The sequence below is a fragment of the Chamaesiphon minutus PCC 6605 genome, from assembly GCF_000317145.1.
GTDB classification, from domain to species: domain Bacteria; phylum Cyanobacteriota; class Cyanobacteriia; order Cyanobacteriales; family Chamaesiphonaceae; genus Chamaesiphon; species Chamaesiphon minutus.
Genome location: NC_019697.1, coordinates 4,308,131 through 4,330,006 on the forward strand (window position 1 = coordinate 4,308,131; position 21,876 = coordinate 4,330,006).

At 44.8% G+C, this 21,876-nt stretch carries 18 protein-coding genes; 17 read left to right on the plus strand and 1 reads right to left on the minus strand.

Annotation, left to right across the window (positions count from 1 at the left end):
• Positions 1–25 precede the first annotated feature (25 nt).
• Entirely contained in the window at positions 26–406 is a 381-nt protein-coding gene (locus tag CHA6605_RS19770; RefSeq protein ID WP_015161163.1) for a nuclear transport factor 2 family protein, read from the plus strand.
• Positions 407–432: 26 nt separating this feature from the next.
• Complete coding sequence (locus CHA6605_RS19775; RefSeq protein ID WP_041549706.1) at positions 433–1,467, plus strand: DUF2891 domain-containing protein; 1,035 nt, start codon at positions 433–435, stop codon at positions 1,465–1,467.
• On the opposite strand, the gene CHA6605_RS19780 is transcribed toward CHA6605_RS19775, so the two are convergent.
• Positions 1,468–5,133 (minus strand): WD40 domain-containing protein, encoded by a 3,666-nt coding sequence (locus tag CHA6605_RS19780; RefSeq protein WP_015161165.1) that lies wholly within the window; start codon positions 5,131–5,133, stop codon positions 1,468–1,470.
• 618 nt (positions 5,134–5,751) lie between these two features.
• Between CHA6605_RS19780 and CHA6605_RS19785 the strand changes: the two genes are divergently transcribed.
• The 15 genes from CHA6605_RS19785 (at position 5,752) to CHA6605_RS19850 (ending at position 21,870) form a co-directional block, all read left to right on the plus strand.
• Positions 5,752–6,528, plus strand: coding sequence for a MinD/ParA family ATP-binding protein (locus CHA6605_RS19785; RefSeq protein WP_015161166.1), 777 nt, complete (start codon positions 5,752–5,754; stop codon positions 6,526–6,528).
• Positions 6,529–6,559: 31 nt separating this feature from the next.
• A complete protein-coding gene (locus CHA6605_RS19790; protein ID WP_041548310.1) occupies positions 6,560–7,678 on the plus strand; it encodes a GAF domain-containing protein in 1,119 nt (372 codons plus the stop codon).
• A gap of 8 nt (positions 7,679–7,686) precedes the next feature.
• Entirely contained in the window at positions 7,687–7,827 is a 141-nt protein-coding gene (locus CHA6605_RS35165) for a hypothetical protein (protein ID WP_015161167.1), read from the plus strand.
• Between the two features lie 38 nt (positions 7,828–7,865).
• Positions 7,866–9,023: a DUF7005 family protein gene (locus tag CHA6605_RS19795; protein ID WP_015161168.1), complete on the plus strand. Its 1,158-nt coding sequence runs from the start codon at positions 7,866–7,868 to the stop codon at positions 9,021–9,023.
• 207 nt (positions 9,024–9,230) lie between these two features.
• On the plus strand, positions 9,231–9,566 hold the full coding sequence (locus CHA6605_RS19800; protein ID WP_015161169.1) for a Nif11-like leader peptide family natural product precursor: 336 nt from the start codon (positions 9,231–9,233) through the stop codon (positions 9,564–9,566).
• Between the two features lie 226 nt (positions 9,567–9,792).
• The gene (locus CHA6605_RS19805) at positions 9,793–10,140 is read left to right on the plus strand and encodes a Nif11-like leader peptide family natural product precursor (RefSeq protein ID WP_015161170.1); all 348 of its coding nucleotides are present in this window, start codon (positions 9,793–9,795) and stop codon (positions 10,138–10,140) included.
• Positions 10,141–10,457: 317 nt separating this feature from the next.
• Positions 10,458–10,805: a Nif11-like leader peptide family natural product precursor gene (locus CHA6605_RS19810; protein ID WP_015161171.1), complete on the plus strand. Its 348-nt coding sequence runs from the start codon at positions 10,458–10,460 to the stop codon at positions 10,803–10,805.
• Positions 10,806–10,980: 175 nt separating this feature from the next.
• Complete coding sequence (locus tag CHA6605_RS19815) at positions 10,981–11,328, plus strand: Nif11-like leader peptide family natural product precursor (RefSeq protein WP_015161172.1); 348 nt, start codon at positions 10,981–10,983, stop codon at positions 11,326–11,328.
• A gap of 72 nt (positions 11,329–11,400) precedes the next feature.
• Complete coding sequence (locus CHA6605_RS19820) at positions 11,401–12,858, plus strand: MBL fold metallo-hydrolase (protein WP_015161173.1); 1,458 nt, start codon at positions 11,401–11,403, stop codon at positions 12,856–12,858.
• A gap of 69 nt (positions 12,859–12,927) precedes the next feature.
• A complete protein-coding gene (locus tag CHA6605_RS33085; protein ID WP_198288378.1) occupies positions 12,928–14,481 on the plus strand; it encodes an FkbM family methyltransferase in 1,554 nt (517 codons plus the stop codon).
• Positions 14,482–14,490: 9 nt separating this feature from the next.
• Positions 14,491–16,218 (plus strand): 2OG-Fe(II) oxygenase, encoded by a 1,728-nt coding sequence (locus tag CHA6605_RS31850; protein ID WP_015161175.1) that lies wholly within the window; start codon positions 14,491–14,493, stop codon positions 16,216–16,218.
• A gap of 27 nt (positions 16,219–16,245) precedes the next feature.
• Positions 16,246–18,060, plus strand: coding sequence for a hypothetical protein (locus CHA6605_RS19835; RefSeq protein WP_015161176.1), 1,815 nt, complete (start codon positions 16,246–16,248; stop codon positions 18,058–18,060).
• On the plus strand, positions 18,057–19,169 hold the full coding sequence (locus CHA6605_RS19840) for a quinone oxidoreductase family protein (protein WP_015161177.1): 1,113 nt from the start codon (positions 18,057–18,059) through the stop codon (positions 19,167–19,169). Before CHA6605_RS19835 ends, CHA6605_RS19840 begins: the two co-directional genes overlap by 4 nt.
• A gap of 12 nt (positions 19,170–19,181) precedes the next feature.
• Positions 19,182–20,663 (plus strand): MBL fold metallo-hydrolase, encoded by a 1,482-nt coding sequence (locus tag CHA6605_RS19845; protein ID WP_015161178.1) that lies wholly within the window; start codon positions 19,182–19,184, stop codon positions 20,661–20,663.
• 16 nt (positions 20,664–20,679) lie between these two features.
• On the plus strand, positions 20,680–21,870 hold the full coding sequence (locus CHA6605_RS19850) for a cupin domain-containing protein (protein WP_015161179.1): 1,191 nt from the start codon (positions 20,680–20,682) through the stop codon (positions 21,868–21,870).
• Positions 21,871–21,876 lie beyond the last annotated feature (6 nt).

Here is a 21,876-nt window from a genome sequence, read left to right on the forward strand (position 1 = left end):
AGAAATTAAACTCAAATAAATCGTGATGAGTAAACATACCGAATTACAAATCATTGAAATAGAAGAACGTCTGCGACAAGCGATGTTAAAATCTGATTTGGCCGAGCTAGACGCACTCATTGCACCAGAGCTAATTTTTACTGGCTATCTAGGTCAACTAGTGAGTAAAGAACAAGACCTCGACATGCACCGATCGGGTGCGATCGCGATTCAGTCGATAATGCCTTCAGAACGGCAGATTCAACTCAACGATGGGTTTTCGATCGTTTCTGTCAGAATGTACATGTCGAGCAGTTATCAAGGCACTCAAATGGAGGGAAATTTTCGATTTACGCGGGTGTGGGCAGTTTCTTCAGTAGGATTGTTACAAATTGTCGCTGGACATGTGGGTATGGTAGCGAGCTAGTTTACGATCGAGTCATAACATCGATGATGCAACCAAACAGCAGTAATATGGATGTCCGGTTCGCTACCAGTTTCGTGAAGCTGGTACTCGATTGTATCGATCGAGAATATCCCCACAGTCAGCTTTGTTGGTTCGATAGCGATGAGGATATTAAGCCACCACGGGAAGTGACGCCTGCATTTTATGGCTGTCTGGATTGGCACTCTGCCGTCCACGGTCATTGGTTACTGGTACGGCTGTGTCGTTGTTTTCCTAGCGCAGCATTTGCCGATAGTGCCAGAGCCGCACTCGATTGCAGTCTCACTCCAGCTAAAATTCAGGGCGAAATCGCTCATTTGCAAAAACGTCCCTTTTTTGAGTGCCCGTATGGTTTTGCCTGGTTGTTACAACTGGCGATGGAATTGCGGGAGTGGGACGATCCTCAAGCCAAAGCCTGGTTGGTGACATTAGCACCTTTAGAGACGGTAGTTGCGACTAATTTTCAGCTCTGGCTGCAAAAATTGGTATCTCCCGATCGCACTGGCACTCACTCTCAGACTGCATTTGCGCTCGGACTAGTCCTCGATTGGGCACGGAGTCGATCCGATCGAAATTTTGCTGATGCGATCGCCACCAAAGCACGTCAATTTTATCTCCATGACTGTAATTATCCCTTACAGATCGAGCCACTAGCTTATGATTTTATCTCTCCTGGTCTGGCGGAAGCAGACTTAATGCGACGACTGCTCGCGCCGATAGATTTTGCTAATTGGCTGAGTAATTTTCTGCCCCAGTTCCACACAGCAGAAGCGAGCCAGTGCTTGCAACCCTTGCAGGTCGAGAATCCGAATGACTACTACCAAGCTCACTTTCGCGGCCTTAACCTCAGCCGTGCTTGGATGTTAGCGGGAATTAGTTCTCACTTACCCGTTGACGATCCTCGACTCGCTCCGCTACATACGATCGCAGATCTACATCGTCAACATGGCTCGCTTGACGTCACGAGCAATTGCTATGCCAGCAGTCATTGGGTAGGTACATTTGCCGTATATCTAGCTACTGCACGCGGACTGGGGTGTTAACTACTCTACCGCACCTAAAAACTTCAAAGCTTCTCGCTGCATGGCCGTCAAACCTTTGGCACCAGTGATACACATCCCTTCATAAGGTCGCTTGGTTCGCAATCGCTCGATACATTTGCCGAGTTTGAGATCCCATAGTTGAATGGTTTCATCTTGACCGCCGCTAGCGACTATTTTGCCATTGGGACTAAATACCACCGACCACACCCAACTCTGATGAGCGGGAATTGTTTGTTGACATTTGCCCGTATTGGGGTTCCACAGTTTCACAGTCCGATCGCAACTACCGCTAGCTAAGATTTTGCTATCGGGGCTAAATGCGACTGATTGCACCCAGCTCGTGTGTCCCTGCAAGCTATTCACACATTCTCCCGTCGCCACATCCCACAACCGAATCGTACAATCGCAACTGGCACTAGCTAACAGCTTGCCATCAGGACTAAACGAAATTCCTTGCACCCAGCTAGTATGTCCGCTTAAGGTGTGGGTGCATTTACCGCTCTGCAAATCCCACAATTTAATGGTTTTGTCTTCAGAAGCACTAGCTAGCAGGCGACCGTCAGGGCTAAACTGGACAGACCACAACCACCCCGTGTGTCCCTCCAGAACTTGGATGCAGTTTCCGGTAATGATATCCCACAAGACGATCGTACAGTCGCCGCCACAGCTTGCGAGGGTGAGTCCCGATGGACTAAATGCCACGGCACCAACCCAACGGGTATGTCCCTGCAAGGTTTTGAGACATTGACCCGTCCCGACATCCCATAATTTGATCGTATAATCGCTACTGCCACTGGCTAGATATTTACCATCTGGGCTAAATGCCACCGAACATACCCAACCTTGATGTCCGGTTAAGGTCAGGGAATTACGCGAAGTTGCCGAAGTTCGTGCGTCTGCAAGCTGCCAGAGGCGGATGGTTTTATCTTCGCTACCATTGGCGAGCGTTTTGCCGTCGGGACTAAAGGCGATCGATTGAATCCAGCTACCATAACCTTGCCAAATATCGATGCAGCTACCCGTGCTGACTTCCCACAAGCGCACGGAGCGATCTTCGCCGCCAGTGGCTAGATTTGTGCCATCGGGACTAAAAGCGACTGAGGTTAAGAGGCTATTGTGACCGTGGAGCGTTTTGAGGCATTGTCCGTCGGTGACACTCCACAGTCTGACCGTGCGATCGCCGCTACCGCTAGCTAGTAGTTTACCATCAGGACTAAAGGCGATCGAGCGCACTCTTTGAGTATGTCCGGTCAAGGTACTCACACATTTACCCGTTTCGATCTCCCAAACTTTGACCGTGCGATCGCCACTGCCACTAGCGATGAGCTTACCATCGGGACTCCAGGCGATCGTCCGCACCCACAGTTGATGTTCGGCAAATATCTGCCGACATTCACCCGTGGCTAGATTCCACAGTCTTACGCTCTTATCTTCACTCCCGCTGGCGATAGTAGTGCCATCCGGGGAGAAAGCCACCGACCAGATATAGCTTTGATGTCCTGACAAAATTTTTAGACATTTACCACTGCGAGTATCCCACAGTCGAATTGTGGCGTCGCTGCTGCCGCTGGCGATCGATTGGCTATCGGGACTAAAGGCGATCGCTCGGACTCGTTGATGGTGTCCGGTGAAGGTTCGCAAACAACTCCCATCGAATGTATCCCATAATTTCACCGTCAGGTCGCTGCTAGCACTAGCGAGCATTTTGCCATCGTGACTGAACGCGAGGCCATGTACCCAGCCTGCATGTCCCGTACAACAGAGGATCGGCTCGCCTGTGGCAATGTCCCACAGATAAATTTGCCCATTCACATCTCCTGTGGCTAGTAATTTGCCGTTGGGACTATACGCTAGGGCTAAAATGCTAGTTAATTGCTTAGCAAATACCGATTCGGTTAGATCTGCATGAGCAAAGTTGACATTTTGGAGATTAGTTTTTTGGAGACAGCCAGAGCGGACAATTAGATAGGAAAAGTCTGCGCCAGCGATCTCGACTTGAAGCTGACATAAGAGATTGATAATATTTCCAGCCGCATACCCTGGCTCTAAGGTTTGATGTTCTCGCAAACTCACCAGAATTTTTTGAAATTTAAGATAAATTTTATCAGCACTTTTATATCTAGTTAGCAGTCGTGCTAATAATGGTTTGATAATTAGTTTAATTTGAATTTGCTTGAGATATTCTTTGGCTTTAGATTTTAGCAAAGGATATAAATTTAAAAGCAAAATGCTCTCATGCTCTATCTCTTCAATAATTTGCTCGATCGTCTTATTTTGCAAATATTCTCTAACTACAGGCTGTAAAAAGAATTTGTTATTCTTCTTTTCTAATAAAGAACGATGCAACAGTGATTGAATAGTTTCAATTGTTTTGCTAGTTGAGTTTCCTGGATAGCTTCCTAAACAAAATTCACTCTTCTCAAGCGATCGTTGTTCTAATGCCAACCAGTACAAGAATGTTTTTTCAGAGTCTCGCAATCGATTAAATTGCTGGTCTAAAATGTCACTAATCTCTCGACAAATTAATGATTTGCTTTTAATAAATTCGGAAATATTGCCATTATATAAATCTGCGGCGATCGCTGAAACAATTTTCAGAGCTAGGGGATTGCCGCCATAGTTGTCGATCGTCGCTTGTAAAGATGATTCTGATTCTAGAAAGCAGCCTCGCAACTGTAGTAGCTGCTGTCCGGCTTGAAAAGTTAAGCCAGCTAATCTCATAGAGCGCACGGGCAATACATCACCCTGCATTAAAGCGATTTCTTGCGGCTGTTCGCGGGTGGTTAGCAGCAAGCAACTCTGATGGTTACATTCGCCGACTCGTTGAAAAAATGTCCGGTAATTTTCGTAATCTTCTTGATATTGTCCGGCAATCGTACCACTTCTTAAAAGTGTATCGGCATTATCTAAAATTAATAGACATCGAGTTTGTTTGAAAATATTAATCAGTAGCGAAATTTGCTCTTCTAGTCTGATGGGTAAAGTATCGTTCGTTCCTTGAGTCAAAGATCTGAGCAAATCGAGTACCAGTTCTGATAAAGGTGGTGCGGGTAGTAGCGATCGCCAGATCGAATATTGAAAATGGCGATCGATTCGTTCGGCTAACTTGATGCTCAAATGAGTTTTGCCAATTCCCCCCATGCCTAATAACACCACCAATCGACAGCTATCGCTGACGATCCATCGTTCTAAGGTTGCCAATTCCTCAATCCGATTGTAGAAAATGGACACGTCGGGTGCATCGCTCCAATCTCGGTATCTGTGTGGCTCCACGATCGGGTTTGGGCGGACGATTGGCGATGCCTTCACTATTGTCTGAGTCGATGCTGCTGGCGTTTCTACTAGTTTATCGGTAGCAGCGATCGGCGATACTACGGCGATCGATTGCAGATTTACGCGATCGCATTGTCGCTCCAAAGCCGCTCGAAAATTAGTTTTACTCACTTTTTCACCACACACTTCCGACAGCATCTGCCATAATTTCGGACCCACATCTTGCTTGAGATAATTGAGCGAATAACCGTGGGTTTTGGCGATATCATCGTAGCGCAGACGCGGATCTGATAAAGACGAATCCAGCAAGAGCCTTTGCACGTCGCTCAGATACTTACCTTTTTTTGTAAACACCAAAGCGTCTACAACAGCTAAAGCTTGTTGGGTGTCCATAATACAACAGGTCTCGGTGATATGAGATACATAATAGATGCTCGGAAAGAAAATTGAGGAGTGGGGAATGGGGTCTGAAAAAGGACAAGACTCGATCTCCTCAGCCTACATTTGACAATCTGTTATAAAATATACATCTATCCAAATTTATCTGCGATCGAACAGCGGCGATCGGCTCTGCTAATAGTGAATAGCGATGAATCCGAGCATTAAATTCGATCGAAATTTTGAGAGGAATTTAACCGAGCAGCCACCCCGCTTGGTGGTATCTGCGGCTTTATAGCACAGCACTTTTGTCAGCAACTAAGTTTTCGCGTTGCTGAATCTGCTAACGGCAGAGGCTTCAGGATCTATACACTTTTAGATCGCAGTATTCCACAATTAAAACATTTTTAGGTAGATTTGTTACAATGTAGCAACAATTTTAAATAGTATCTATTCTTTCAAAATAAAATAATATATAATTCAGTTAAAGCGTATTAAAAAAAAGCAACTCCTGCCCTGCTGGCTCAGGATGCGGTGAGTAGGAAAAATCCATTTTTATACTACTCATTGAAGTAGCTCTCTCGCAGTCCAGGTTCTTTATTTTTGTTACTTTATTAGTACAATAGATCGGGAATGGCCAAAATTATTTCGATTCATTCTTATCGGGGTGGCACTGGCAAATCGAATACGACAGCCAATCTTGCCACCTTAGTAGCTCGCGCGGGCAACCGCGTGGGGATTATCGATACCGATCTTCCTTCTCCTGGCATTCATATTCTGTTTGGACTGGTAGATAAACAGCAAGAGCGCACGCTGAATGATTTTTTGTGGAAGAAGTGCAAAATTACCGATGCCGCTTATGATGTCAGTGCCGTGCTCCAAGGTCAGGGCACGCCCAATAGCAAAATCTATTTAGTCCCGTCCAGTATCAAAGTCAACGATATTTCGCGGGTGTTAAGAGAAGGATTCGACGCCGAATTATTATTCGATGGCTTTCAACAGCTCATCAAAGATTTAAAACTAGATTATCTATTTATCGATACGCATCCTGGACTCAATGAGGAAACCTTATTATCTTTGACCGTATCCGATACGGTACTGTTGATTCTGCGTCCCGATCGCCAAGATTTTCAGGGCACCGCAGTGACTGTAGACGTAGCGCGGCGGCTGAAAGTCCCCAATCTATTTTTGATCGTGAATAAGGTGCTACCAGAGTACAATTTCGCGCAAATCCGCAAGACAGTCGAAGCTAATTACAATGTCCCAGTGGCGGGTATTTTACCAGATTCACCCGATATGTTGAGGTTGGCCAGCCAGGGAGTATTTGCAATTAAATACAACAACCATCCCATCAGTCAAACTCTTCAAGCAATGGCCAGCGAAATTATCGGCAAAACAGCTACGATTTAATTAATAGCCATAGCAGATCTAATCTACAAACGTGCCTTATTTAATCTACGCCCCTGATACGCCAGATCGGCGAGTTTACGAACTCAAGCCAGGAATTAACACGATCGGTCGCGAAATTGACAATACCATTGTCTTGCTAGGTGCAACCGTCTCTCGTCACCACGCAGAGATTAATGTTACCCCCACTGGTACGACAATTAAAGATTGTCAAAGTATCAATCACACTTTTGTCAATCGAGTCCAACTCGAAATCGATGACTACCAAATTCACGACGGCGATCTGGTACGCTGCGATACCTTTGAGTTCAAATTCGTCAGCCAACTGACTTCATCTGCTCCTCAGCCGATCGGTCACAATCGCGAATTGGCGACCGACAATCTCAAACAAATCCCCCTCCATCAACATTCCGAACCACTCGCGGAGTTGGTGAATAAAAAAATTGCTAAAAATGCTGCACAGAGCGAAGGTGCTGCGGCGCCGATCGAAAGTCGCGAGCAAAATACAGTCAATAAGCTCAAGATTCTGTTAGAAGTTAGCAAACAACTCTGGTCGCCAGACGAACCCGACAAGCTACTGCACAAAATTCTCGATTTATTGTTCCAAATTATGAACATCGATCGAGCGGTAATTTTGTTAGTCGATCCAGATTCGCAGCAACTCGAATTAAAAGCCTCCAAGTCAAAGGCCGAAATTCCCGATCTGCCGCACTCTTACAGTCGCAAAATTGTCGAGCTTGCCTATCAAAGTGGCGATGCGATCGTCACCCAAGACGCTAAAGACGATGCTAGATTTAATGATTCCGTCTCAATCGTGCGGCAAGTAATTCAAAATTGCATGTGCGTTCCATTCAAAAACTACATAGAAGTGATGGGTGTATTATACGTTCACAATTCATCCTTTTCTGTCAGCTATACTCACGAAGATCTAGAGTTTTTGAGTGCTTTGGCCAACCAAGCCGCCGTAGTCATTCATATGTCTGGCGAGTTTCACAAACGAGAACAGAAGCTCAAACAACAAGTAATGGAATTGCAAATTCAGATCGACCAAGAACGTAAAGAAAACGAACTGGCTGAGATTATGAGTCTCGATTCTTTTCAAAAGTTACAAGAACGTGCTGAAAAAATGCGCAATAAACACGATCTCAGTTAAAAATATATATGTTATTTTCTCAAAGACTCTATCTCCTGCAACAAAGCTTTAATATGGGTGAATCAGTCAACTACAGTGTTGGCATCGTTGTTATTTGTCTGGCAATCCTAATCGGATTGTGGCTGCCAGGAATTTTAAAAGAGAGGTAAGCTCATCCATTTGGTACCACTATCAATCGTCATTAGCCATGAGTTGTTTGCAGTTTTGCACAGAGACTTTGGGAGCTTATGGAGCTAGCGAGTCAGAAACGCTGGAATTGTTGACTTACAATCAAAATATCTTCGATCCCAGTCTCCTCGCCCATCAGGACGAGCCGCAGCCCGAACTCTATTTAGCGACATGGGCAGAATATGTCCGGGCAGCGGCTAGCATTGGGGCTTATGCCGCCCTAAAACCGCATTTGGTGCAGCTCCAATTTCCGATTCTGGCAGGGATAAGTACGACAGCAGAGTATCGCGCCGCCACTCGCAAAGGTGAATCGACTACCGCGATGCCGACGGCGGTAGGATTGACTCTGCTCGAACCCGAACGGCTCCAACTCGATCTTCATCAAACCCTTGCGGGTGATATTCCAGTTTTGATTGCTAACAACCGTGCTGATTTTGTTAGCTTAGTCCAGGCGTTGACTAGACGTAACGAACCCGAACCCATTCCCGACTCCATGGGTGCTTGCATTGTCAGTGGCTATAATAACTGGCATCGAGTGCGCCTATACCAGCAACAATGGGTTGAGGAAGGCAGACATCAATCCGAGCGGCAAGATTGGGCGGTTGAGTTTCAATCGGTGATTAAGCGTCCAGAACTGTATCAGGATCGGTTTATTTTGCTCAGTCGGGGAGTCTATAGCAATGTTGCGGCTAGTGAATTGGGAATTGGGGAAGCAGAATGGATCGAACTGTCTGGCAAAATTCGCCGCGAACACGAATCCACTCATTACATCACGCGCCGCTGGTTTGGCTCGATGCGCAATAATATTCTCGATGAAATTATTGCCGATTATCGGGGAATTGTGGCGGCCAATGGGGAATATCGGGCAGATTGGTTTTTACGGTTTGTGGGTTTAGAAGCCTTTCCTGCCTATCGTGCGGGGGGAAGATTGGAAAATTATCGAGGCGATCCGCCGCTTTCACCCGGAGCGTTTATAGTTCTGCAAAGATTAGTCAAAGCTGCTGCTGACAATCTCGAACGGTTCGATCGAAAATTCAGCCATTCAGCCAGAACTAGGCGATCGCAAATCGCAATTTTAATCGCGTTGACTACTCTCAGACTCGAAGAATTAGCATCAGAGCGAGGAGTATCTCTAATTGAAACAGCAGTGATTTCTGCTTTGTCTATCAAACATTAAAATCTATACGATCCAGTCTCAGTGGTTTTCTGCGATGAGAAAAGCTATGATTTGTAGTCGATCGATCGATTGGCAGCTTAATATTTACTTTATAAATTAGCCCTCAACTACTGAAGAAAACTGAATTTTTATGTATTTACTTTTCAATCGATCGTATCTAAGGTGTAGACAGTTAATTTTGATAACCTTTGAATAGGGAGATTGCTAATGAGTGCTGAATCAGTCGGTAAGTTTTTAGAAAGAGTAGAAGCAGACGAACAATTGCAAGAAGAGTTAGCTCAAGTTATTGAGACAGCCGCCAGTACCGCAACAGAAGGTGCCGACCGACAAGGTGCTACTGAGTTGGGGCAAAAATATGGCTTTGATTTTTCCTCCGAAGAACTGTGGGCGGAAATTAACAAACGCCAAGACCAAGTCAAGGATCGTCAAGGCAGTGGCGAATTGAGCGATGACGAGTTAGAAGCAGTAGCTGGTGGTGGTGAAATTTGGATTGCTACTATAGCTTCTACGATTGGTGCTCTAATTGGCAAAATTAAGTGGTAAGACAATTTAGTCTAGTTTAACTGTTGAGCCTCCTGCTAGATCTGGTAGGAGGCCACATTTTTGTAGTAAGTAGAGCGATTGGTGGCTTAATGTTTACTTTAGAAATCAACTCTCAACTACTGAACAAATACTGAACAAAACTGAATTTTTATGTATTTACTTTTTAATCGATCGTATCTACTCTAGATGTAGTTCATTTTGATAACCTTTTCAAGGGAGATTGCTCATGAGTGCTCAATCCGTTACTCAGTTTTTAGAAAGAGTAGAAACAGACGAACAATTGCAAGAAGAGTTAGCTCAAATTATTGAGTCAGCCGCCAATAGCGCGACCGATGGTGCCGATCGACAAGGTGCTACTGAATTAGGGAAAAAATATGGCTTTGATTTTTCCTCCGAAGAACTTTGGGCAGAAATCAAAAACCGCCAAGACCAATTTAAAGAGCGTCAAGGCAGTGGCGAATTGAGCGATGAAGAGTTGGAAGCAGTAGCTGGTGGCGGTGAAATTTGGATCACCACCATATTTACGGCTACTACAGCTATTGCTACTGCTGTAATTCCCAAAATTAAGTGGTAAGACAATTTAGTCTAGTTTAGCTGTTGTGCCTTCTGCTATATCTAGAAAGTTCTCCATAAAGCAGTGGAAAATGTAGCTTTTACCACATTTTCCACTGTTCCTGCCTAAAGAATAGCCTTAGCGATCTTCGTCAGCAAGACGATCTATAACTTCTTGTAACTCGATCGATTGGTGTCTTAAGATTTACTTTAGAAATCAACCCTCAAATACTGAACAAGTACTGAACAAAACTGAGTTTTTATGTATTTACTTTGTCAGCAACGGTATCTAATATATAGATAGTTAATTTTGATAGTCTTATTAAAGGGAGATTGCTCATGAGTGCTCAATCCGTTACTCAGTTTTTAGAAAGAGTAGAAACAGACGAACAATTGCAAGAAGAGTTAGCTCAAATTATTGAGTCAGCAGCCAATAGCGCGACTGATGGTGCCGATCGACAAGGTGCTACTGAATTAGGGAAAAAATATGGCTTTGATTTTTCCTCCGAAGAACTTTGGGCAGAAATCAAAAACCGCCAAGACCAATTCAAGCAGCGTCAAGGCAGTGGTGAATTGAGTGATGAGGAGCTAGAAGCAGTGGCTGGTGGCGGTGAAATTTGGATCACCACCGTGTTTACGGCAACAGCAGCTATTGCCACCGCTGTAATTCCCAAAATTAAGTGGTAATAAAATTTAGTCTTTAGCTATTCGTGTCTCCTACTGAATTCAGTAGGAGACTATATCTAGCTAGTACAAAGTTGAGATTTGAATGGAAGCTAGGAGACTATATTTAGCTATTAAATAATTGAGAACAATTATGCTGAATATAGTTCATTTCATCAACATTAAATGGAGATTGTCAATGAGTACTCAATCCGTTACTCAGTTTTTAAAAAGAGTAGAAACAGACGAACAACTGCAAGAAGAGCTAGCTCAAATTATTGAGTCAGCCGCTAATACCGGAGCCGATGGTGCCGATCGACAAGGTGCTACGGAACTAGGCAAAAAATATGGCTTTGATTTCTCTTCAGAAGAACTGTGGGCAGAAATTAAAAACCGCCAAGACCAATTCAAACAACGCCAAGGCAGTGGTGAATTGAGCGATGACGAGTTAGAAGCAGTGGCTGGTGGTGGTGAAATTTGGTTGACCACTGTCATTACTTCGACAGTAGCTATCGGTAAGGCCATATATCCCAAAATTAAGTGGTAGACAATTAGCCGATCGTGTCGCCTGCTAAATTTGGCAGGCGACTATATCTAGCTATGCAAAATAGAGGTTTAGATGGATAATAAAATTGCTTTTGCGGCAGGTGCCCAACTATATACAGTCAACGCTAGCGATCGACTGTGTTCGGCGATTCAGCCTTTTATTCAAGAAATTTTTAATTATTTAAGCGGTTCGACCGATTTTGAAAAGGCGATCCTTCACGCCAAAAACAAACATAAAAAAATAGCAGATCTCTTTTTTGATATCGAGCCAAGCCGAGTATCAGAGAGCTTCTCTTTAAAAAAACAATTTTTGATCCCTCCAGAAAATCCGCTGGCAGGTTTGTTTTTTGAAAATGCGAAAATACCTAGTTTTTTAGGTCAGAAAGGCTTTGAAAAACTTCAAGACACAACACTTTTACCCCAGATTAAACAGCTCTTTTATCTCTGCGGGCAGTCAAATTTGTCGTACCAGCAAATTTGTCAACAAGTCAGCGATCGAACTGTCGATTTATTAGATCGATGGCTAAAATATCGGATCGTGCGGGAGCAACCTCACGATCTCCAAAACATCGGCGATCTCTCAGTACCGGGAGTCGTGCGGCTCCAGCACGCATCGTTACTGTATCGCAGCAAAACTACCGGAGTTTTGGTAGATCCTCATCTCCACTCTAATTATGGGCTGCCTACGCTCCCGTCAGATATTACTCGCACCAAACTTGAAGGTTTGGTCGATGCGATTGTGATTTCCCACAGTCATTACGACCATTGGCATTATCCAACGCTGATGATGTTTCCTGCTGATATCCCCATCATCGTGCCTAAAGTGCCCCACGGAACGATGACTTGCGAAGATATGGCCGCTCGTTTGATAAGCTTGGGATTTGAGAATGTTATTGCTGTTGATTGGTATGCAGAGCCGATTAGAGTAGGCGACATCGATATTCACGTATTGCCGTTTTACGGCGAACAACCTCTAGTTCCAGAATACGATCGCCCTAAATATCCCGAATTGAGAAACTGGGGGAATACTTATCTATTAAAGACCGAAGACTATACTTCTTGGTTTTTAATAGATGCTGGTAACGAACCAGAGCATTCGATGGTCGAAGTAGCCGAATATGTCAAACAAAAATTTGGCAGTATCGATAGTATCATCAGTAATTTTCAACCCTTATCTTATAACTCGATCGGTACAAATTTATCGAGTTGGGGTATAGATATTGTTGCTAATTTACTCAGCAATCCGCAAATATTTTCGGTAACTAATCAGCAAGAAGGTGGCTATATTTCTACCTTGGGGCCACAGGGAGTAGCCGAACTTTGTGCTGTCGTAAAAGCCAAAGCTTGTTTGCCCTACGCTCACAGTTGGGCGGCATTAGGCAGTTATACCAGTGATGACGAACGGCTCATTCAAGCCACCCAAGCCGAACTCCAGCGGCTAAACTGCGCGACCGAGGTCATTCCTTGGCACATTGGCGACGGTTACCTTTGTAACAGTAAGGACTCAAATTGTCAGCCAATATTTGCTTAATGACATTCTAAGCTGTGACTCAAAAAGTTTAGATTTATGGGACATACACGCATTAACACTAACCCGACGATGACTCGATATCTGGTCGAAGAGTTAGGTGTGTTTGAGAATGACCCGATCGTTATTTGCGATGTGGGTGCCAGAGGGGGATTTGAACCCCAATGGCAAGTGTTTAGTTCGCAGGCATGTTCGATCGGCTTTGAACCAGATCCCATCGAGTTCGCTCGGCTCCAGGATTCGCTCTCATCGGCAACCGATCGAATTTATCCTCTGGCATTAGGCAAGCAAAGAGAGCGGCGACTGTTTTCGATCTGTCGCCATCCCGGTGGTTCGAGCTTTTACCCAGCAGATCTGCACTTTATCGAGCGGTTTCCACCAGAGTATGCCCAAGAACTCACTGTCACGCAAACACTAGAAGTCGAAACAGTCAGTCTCGATGAATTTGTTAGAGATTACCAAATTTCCACAATTGACTTCCTCAAATTAGATACCGAAGGCAGCGAGCTAGATATTTTGCAGGGTGCGCGGAATATTTTGCAAAACAGCGTCCTGGGGCTGAGTTTAGAGGTGCTGTTCCATAGCTCGATGCGCCAGCAACCGACTTTTAGCGACATCGATCGATTTTTGCAAGCGATGGGGTTTCAATTGTTCGATTTGGAGATCTATCGCCATGCTCGTCGCGCGCTCCCTCGTCCGATGTCAAAATTTGGCAACACCGACATCGGTCAGGTGTTGTGGGGACAGGCTCTCTATTTGCGAGATGGCGTTGCCGAAATCGATCGATCGAATTCGAGCGATTGCCAGCCGTGGCATCAGACTCGGATTCTCAAACTAGCCAGCCTGATGGAAATTTTTACATTACCAGACTGCGCGCTAGAACTGATTCGGGATAGCACCGCTTTCCTCGATCGAGATCTGCAAACTTCGATCGAACGCGCGATCGTCCGCAATGTCAATTCTCTCACCGAACCTGCCATGAATATTCAATCTGCCGATCGGTTATCAACCGCGCCCAGTCACGTTCCGCAGCCGCGTGGCTATGCCCAACGTTTTGATTGTTTGTCCGCTGCCGAATTACAACACCTTGCCCAGACCATTACCACCTCTCCTTACTTAGCCGCCAGTCAGTTGAGTACCAATTTTCAGGGCAGTCGGGGGTTTTCGGTGATTTTTACTCGCTCGGGAATCGATCGCGTTAAGGAACACTTTCCCGGCTTTGCACCCTATCTAGACAAAGCTCTGAAGTCTGCTTGTAATGCCTTTTATCTCAACCCGTTGCTGCTCGACGAAGGTATGGGCGTCGAACCTCATGTAGACTGTAGTATTTCTAGTTATGACATGGTACTGACGATTCCCAAAATCGTCAGCGTGCTGTACGTACAGGTACCGGAAGATACGATCGGTGGCGAACTGATTCTCAGAACAGAACAGCGGCTCATTGGCACGATCGTCCCGCAAACCAATAAATTAGTTTATTTTGTCGGGCAGTTATTACATTCAGTCAATCCCGTCCATTGCTCGTCGAGCCGCATCAGCCTGATCTGCGAACAATATCATCTTAGCGAAGATCGGCTCAAAAATATTCCCGAATTTGAAATTAAGTCTGCGGCTAAGAAATATTAGGAAATAGCTATGAGCCACTCTTTTTTAACAGATTATATCAAACTCGTTCGACCGCATACCTCACCATCACTCATTTCAGAACAAACTTGGGATAAAATCAACAATGTAGCTGAATTTTTACCGAATAAAATTACTTCTTTCTTTGGATTTGAGTGTCCTCTAGGAATTGCCACAGCGCAGAGTGATTTCTTAATTTGTGCGGAAGATACAGCCGGAACTGGTCGGGAGATCTTAGCAGATAAAGATCGATTTCCCACAGCTTTATTATCCGATCCGGTCTGGCAGCAAGTCACTCAATTTGGTCGAGAATGGCAGGATGAGAATTCGATCCTTTATCAAAAAATTCATAATGTCTGGCTAGAATTCGATCTAGATGGTGACGCACAGCAGTTACCAGTTCCTAGTTGTTTTTTTGGCTCCGAACCGATTTATGCGGCGACATCGCCCTATGCCAATCCAGCGACGCCTGCTTATTGCTGGGTGAGCGAATCTGCTTTAAAACATCTCCTCAACGATCGATTGCCAGAGCGAGTAGAAGCCAAACTGTTTGAGTGTTTCGATTGTTTGCCTCCCGAAGCTTATGTATTTCAGATCGGGCTGATGTTGGCGAGAAATATTAAAGATGCAGTCAGAGTTTGCATCCGTGACATTGCGCCAGCCCAAATTGGTGAATATTTGCAAAAAATTGGTTGGCCTGGTTCTGTGGAGATCTTGCAAGAATTCGTGCGAGAAATTGCAGATTTTGTCGAACGCATCGACTTAGATATTGATATTAGCGATCGAGTCTTACCGAAAATTGGGTTTGAATGTTATTTTAGCAAGCAACCTAAATTAGAACCGCGATGGCAGATATTTCTGGATTATTTAGAGCGTAATAACTTATGTCTGCCGCAAAAGCGAGCGGGTTTGCTAGCTTATCCTGGCTTTTTGCGCGAAAGTGCCGCACCTAATGATTGGCCGAGTTATCTGTCGCGAGCGGCTCGAACGCTAGAAAATAATAATGCCGAAGCGGTTTTCTTCCGTAAAATACATCATATCAAAATTGTTTATCAAGACGATCGACCGCAATTGGCCAAAGCTTATCTGGCGATGGGCTATCGATCGATCGATTCAGCGTTTGTCGATCGCTGGCGCAAATTTACTAATTCCAGCGTCCAAATCGATAACTTTATCGAGCCAGAAGTACACGATCGCTTGCTAAAATTCGTCCGAGATTCACAGGCACAATTCATGCCGAGCGAAATCGGGATCGACAATACAGCATTAGCAATCCATCGCCGCTCTTCGATCTTAGAGTCATTTCCAGAGTTTGAAAAAATACTCAATCGAAAAATTGCCGCCATTTTACCGGATATATTTTCTAAATTAGGATTGCCCGATTTTCCGATCGAGCGGTTAGAGACACAGCTTACCGCTCACAACGATGGCGATTATTACCGAGTTCATAATGATAGTGGCACGACCGAAAGTAGCGATCGGATTCTTACCTACGTTTATTACTTCTATCAGGAGCCAAAAGCTTTTAGCGGTGGGGAATTACGAATCTATGAAACAAATCTCAATACGCAAATTCATTATGCAGATTCGTTCCAAACGATCGAACCGCGTAATAACAGCATTGTTTTTTTTCCGAGTGCTTACATGCACGAAGTTTTAAAAATTAATTGCCCCTCTCAAGCTTTTGCCGACAGTCGCTTTACGATGAACGGCTGGGTGTGGCGTAAAAAATCGAATTAAGTTTAATTCAAACATATCTTAAAAACAATGTTAGTATCAGAAATTTTAAACGGATTGCCGAAGTTTTTGGAATGGATGGTGTTGTTCGATCTGTCTGCGGTGCGGCAATTAACCGACGATGCGATCGTCAGAGGGATGTATCATTTGCCTGAAGATATCGACTTAGATCCCTACTCTCATGCCATTTTGACCAGCCACGGCAGATTTTTAGCCTCTGGAACTCGGCAGTGGTTGAGCGAACCTAATTCGGGTAAGGGTTGGTCGCCCAAAATGATTAAATCTTCGCTCGCAGATCGCTTTGAATCGCAACTGGCTCTGTTTGAGGTCGATGAGTCCCACTGTTTTGGATTGGGAGAACAATCTCCCTTTGCTCCCGTGTTACTCCACGTCAAAATCGATGCCGATGGCTATGGAGCCGCACGAGCGATTTTCGATCGAGAACCCACTCAAAAGCATTACGAGTTGCTGCAAGCCGTAGGCGTGAAGTTTCTAGGCGGCGAAACTCAAGACAACTATTACATCGCGCGCTTCCGCAATCGCCTACCAGTTCACATCCATGCAGGCATTTTGTCCCATTTCAGTCGCACTGGACATTGCAACCTCTTTTTTCTCCAACATGGCAATATCGACTCCCTATTAGAAGAAGGTTTGCTCAAAGCTGCGGCAGTGCGGATTAAATTTGCCAAAAATCGGGCTTACCAGGCGGTAGCTCAACTTGCAACCGCAGCTTGTCAGGATTCCGATCTGGCGATGACTTGTCAGCCACCCGCACCCGCACCATCTTTTAGCTATGGTAATTTAGTCCCACTGGGATTTGCGCTCCAGGCGTTGAATGTAGCAACTGCCGAGGAGGACGCAGCAGATAATATCGCTGACGCACGTCAAAACTTGAGTCAATTTTTGGCAGATAACAGTCAAGACGGACTCTGGGCGTTTCAGACAGGACGTTTGATTACGGCTACCGATTCTGCTTTAGTATTACAAGGCTTTACAGATCCAGCCGCAGTCCAAGCGTTAGAAATATTTGCTGACGGACGCGGTGGTTACTATCCTCAACTCTGGTCGGAGCGAGAAGAAGCAGGCAAAATGCTGTTAGACGCAAGTTGTCGTCACTGGTGTCAAACTGATTATGCGACGACCTGTCTGGTGAGAGGATTGCAACAACGAGCTGGATTGCCAACGACGACGAGTTTGGCTTATTTAGAGGCTGGTTTTGCCCAACGTAGTGGTTTATATTTTGCCAATCCTTATTTAGTCGATTATGCTCTCGCCCAAGCCATCGAACTCGATCCGGCGGCAGCATCTTTGCGACAACAACTCTTAACCGAGATGCTCGCGAGCATGAATGCCGATTACTCTTTTGGTACTTACGATCTGGCTTTTTCGACGGCTTTGGCGATTCTATGTCTGGCACGGTTGGGGTGTAACGGTCGCACCCTCCGCAGTGCGCAATTGCGGTTGTTAGATTTTATCGATAGCGAAGGCAAGTTCCCCACCGCAACGCCGTTCTACTCGAGCTTGCGCCTCGATGCCAACATCCCGATGAAAAATATCTTGGGATTGTTATTCGCCCATAAGGTCGCCAGCGACGGGCAACAACAACAAATCAAAAAAGTGGAGGGCGAATATCATAGCATTTCGCTGTATCTCGACACCCATGGAAAGATCTCTACGGCAGTCGCCGCTTTAGCCCTAGCGGCAAACTGTAATCCGGCAGCATACGATTTAGATTGGCAGCAGTCCGATCTTCAAGCTATTCATCCCCGCTACCAATGCACCCAGCATTGTGAATATATCGCTAAATTTGCCCTACCTTATTATCTACAGGGAGTGTACGCATGAGAAGTTTAGCTATTTGTGGCGACCATCTCGATCCGCTGGTCAAAACGCTCGCAACTGCCAAGATCGAATTAGATGGAATCCCGTTGGTGGCTGGTTTGCTAGCCACACCAGATCTGGACTTCGATCCGCAATCTTTAGAGCATCGCGATCGAGTCTTAGTCAAAAAACTCGCCTTTTCTTGTAACTATCGCGATAAAGGATTGATGTTGACAGCATCTGCCAAATTACAGCCCGATCGCTATTATACGATCGGGTCGGAATTTGTCGCCGAAGTTGTCGCCGTGGGTGCCGAAGTTACTGATTTAAATATTGGCGATCGCGTCATTGGCAATAATCAATATCCAGATTCCGGGGTAGCCGGAATAGCCCCTGGGGTACCGACCAATCATGCTTCCAAAGAATACCAAATTTTTCACCCGGTTAAGTTACTAAAAATACCGCCGCAAATGCCCGATGAAATTGCTGCTGTATTTAGTATCGGCGCGCAGACTACTTACAGTATGATTCGCAAACTGAATATTAAACCAGGCGATAATATTTTAGTCACTGCGGGTAAATCGAATACTTCTTTGTTTGCGATCGCAGCTCTGAAGCAACATAACGTCAATGTTTACGTTACCACTACTTCGATCGATTTCGCTCAGAAGTTTTACGATCTAGGTGTAAAGCAAGTAATTGAAGTCGATCTCAACGCCGATAAATTAATCCCACCAGAAGTAGCCCGTGTCATCAAACACGAAATCGATGGTTTTGACTGTATTATCGATCCATTCTTCGATCTCCATCTTGGCAAAACTATTCAAACCTTAGTCGATGGCGGTCGTTATGTCACTTGCGGTCTCTACCATCAATTTTTGGGTACGGCATTCGAGTATCGCGGATTGGCTCTCAAAGACATCATGACCATCGTCATGCTCAAAAATATTCAAATCATTGGTAATTGTGTCGGTCAAACTTCCGATTTAGCTAATGCGATCGAAGATTATGTGACTGGTAAATTCCCCGTTGCGATCGACTCAGTTTGGAGTGACGATCGCCTTTACGATTTTTTCAATCGCACCTATCATGCCAAAGATCGATTTGGCAAAGTTGTTTATCGCTATAACTAAACGAGCACAGAGATGAAAATTCAACTTATCGGTCATGCTTCTTTGTTTGTAGAAACTCAAGATTGTCGAGTCTTAATGGATCCGGTCTTTGGTGATACTTTTTGCGATGGTCTCAACGCGACATGTCCCCAACGCGAAGTATTTGCCGAAAAAATCCCCGAATTTGATTTCCTCATAATTTCGCATCAACACCTCGATCATTTCGATCTACCGACACTAGCATCGCTACCTAATAAAAAAGTCGATGTGCTGATTCCCCAAGATCGAGCGATCGAAAAATGTCTGCGCCAACTCGGCTATTCACGAATTTATCCCGTCCGCGATTTTCAGAAAATTAAAGTCGGCTCGACTAAAATGATTCCCACCCGATCGGAAATTCCCGTACCAGAGTATGGAATGATTTTTGCCGACGACAGCGGGGTGTTTTGGAATGCGGTAGACACCTTATTTGCCCCCCAAACAATTCAACGGATTCGCGCTGAATATCCTCAAATCGACCTATTATTAACGCCTTGGCATATCAGCCTCGAAGGAAAATATCAATACAATCATAATATTTCTTTTCCTTTTTCGCTCTATAGTTATTTATTTTATTTAATTGGTTTAGTCGGAGCCAAAGCCGTCGTGCCAGGGGCGCAAGGCTTTAAATATATCAACGAATCAGCTTGGCAAAATCAAGTGGTTTTCCCGACTACCAGAGAGCGATTTTGTCACGATCTCAAGCTGGCATTTCCGGAGATTGCGGATAATATTTTAACCTTCGATCCGGGCGATACACTGACGATCGATCGCGACAATCTGCAACTAGATCGCGACAACTGCGAGTTTGCCAGAACCATTGTTGACGATCGAGCATGTTTGGATTTTATACCTACCAAAATCGGCGTACCTCTAATCGACACTAATGTTGAAAATCATCCCCTGCCATTTCTGACAGAGCAGATCGAGCGACAAATAGAAGTAGAACTACCACAGTTTATTACCACTTATCAAAATTCGGTATTTCTAGAACATCGTCATTGGCAGGTAATTTATCAATTAGAAGTAATTTTTCCCGATCGCACTCAAATCTGGTCGATCGATTTTTCTCAACCCAATATTACTGCCGTTAAAGGACGCAATCCGCTGGCTAATCTGTTTACGAGTATTAGTGCATCTTGTTTGTATGCCTTAATGGAAAAACAGCGCGATTGGGACTATTTAGTCTGTAGTGGTGAGTATCGCACCTTCCATAAAATTTATGCAGTCGCGCGTCACGGTATTGTTGCTGCTGAAAATTCCGTACCCAAAGATCCTTTGGAATTAAGATTTCCTTCAGTTTTTATCGCTGGCAAACATCTCGATCGAGAGTTATCCAAATTAGTAGATCCGCACCAAGCATCATTGCCAGCCGATGAGGATGACAATCCGATGATTGCCGTTGGCAATATTCTGCTCAAGTCTCAAAAGGCGCGTCACCAGCAAGCCGATGCCAACGAATTAGTCAAACAATAAATAGGTTGTTTCAACCATGTTAGTAGAAGACTTTGATTTTGAAAAAATAATTTCGCCAATTTCTTTAGATACCTTTATTACCGATTACTGGGAGCAAAAGCCATTACTTATTGCTAGAGAGCATCCTACTTATTATCAAGAACTATTCTCCAAGCAGGCTTTGGATTCTGTGTTGTTCTTCTCAACTCCCAAACCACCCCAACTGAGAGTTATTAAAAACCAACAAGAAGTTTTTCCCGATAAATATATCAAGCAAGATGGACAGCTCAATCTCAATCAATTGTATAAACTTTACGATGAAGGTAACACTTTAGTCGTGAATGGGCTACATCAATTGTGGTTGCCGCTGACCATTTTGTGTCGCAATCTGCAACTAGCTTTCAATCATACCGTCATTGCTAACTGCTACGCCTCACCCAAACAATCCAAGGGCTTGATGCCCCACTACGATACCCACGATGTATTCGTCCTCCAAATCGAAGGTGCCAAGCAGTGGTTCGTACATGAAGCTCCTCAACCCGTACCGTTGCTCCACAGCGATCAACCGATTATTCCCGAGGGCAAACTTGCCGAACCTTTATATAGCATTTATTTAAAAGCTGGGGACTTATTATATATTCCGCGCGGTTTCATTCATCACGCGGCTACCGCAGACTCGGCTTCGTCCCTGCATCTAACTATCGGTTTGTATGCCACTCAGTGGTTCGATCTGTTAATTCAGGCACTAACTCAAGTGAGCTGTCAACGTGCCGAATTTCGCCAAGCCTTACCCTTGGGCTATCTACAGCGATCGGAAATTAGAGCCGACCTCAAGGCGCAATTTCAGTCACTGACTGAAAAGTTCTGTCAAGAGGCCAACTTTGACGCCGCCATCGACATTACGCTCGAAACCTTCATTCGTCAAATGACACCAGTTCCCGACGGTCATTTAAGTCAAGTCGATAATTTAGATAAAGTCACTCTAGAGACGATCGTGGCGAAACGCAAAGGGATGGTTTGTCGGTTAGTCCGCCAAGATCGGTTCATCAGCATCCAGTTTCCAGGCAACACCATTAAGGGCGAAAGTCATCTCCAAGCAGCATTGACATTTATTACCGATGCCGAATCTAGCTTTAGCGTGGGCGATCTCCCCGATAATCTCACCGATGAGGGCAAAATCGTCTTAATTCGTCGCTTAATTAGAGGCGGACTTTTGTATCAAATTTAGGAGCGA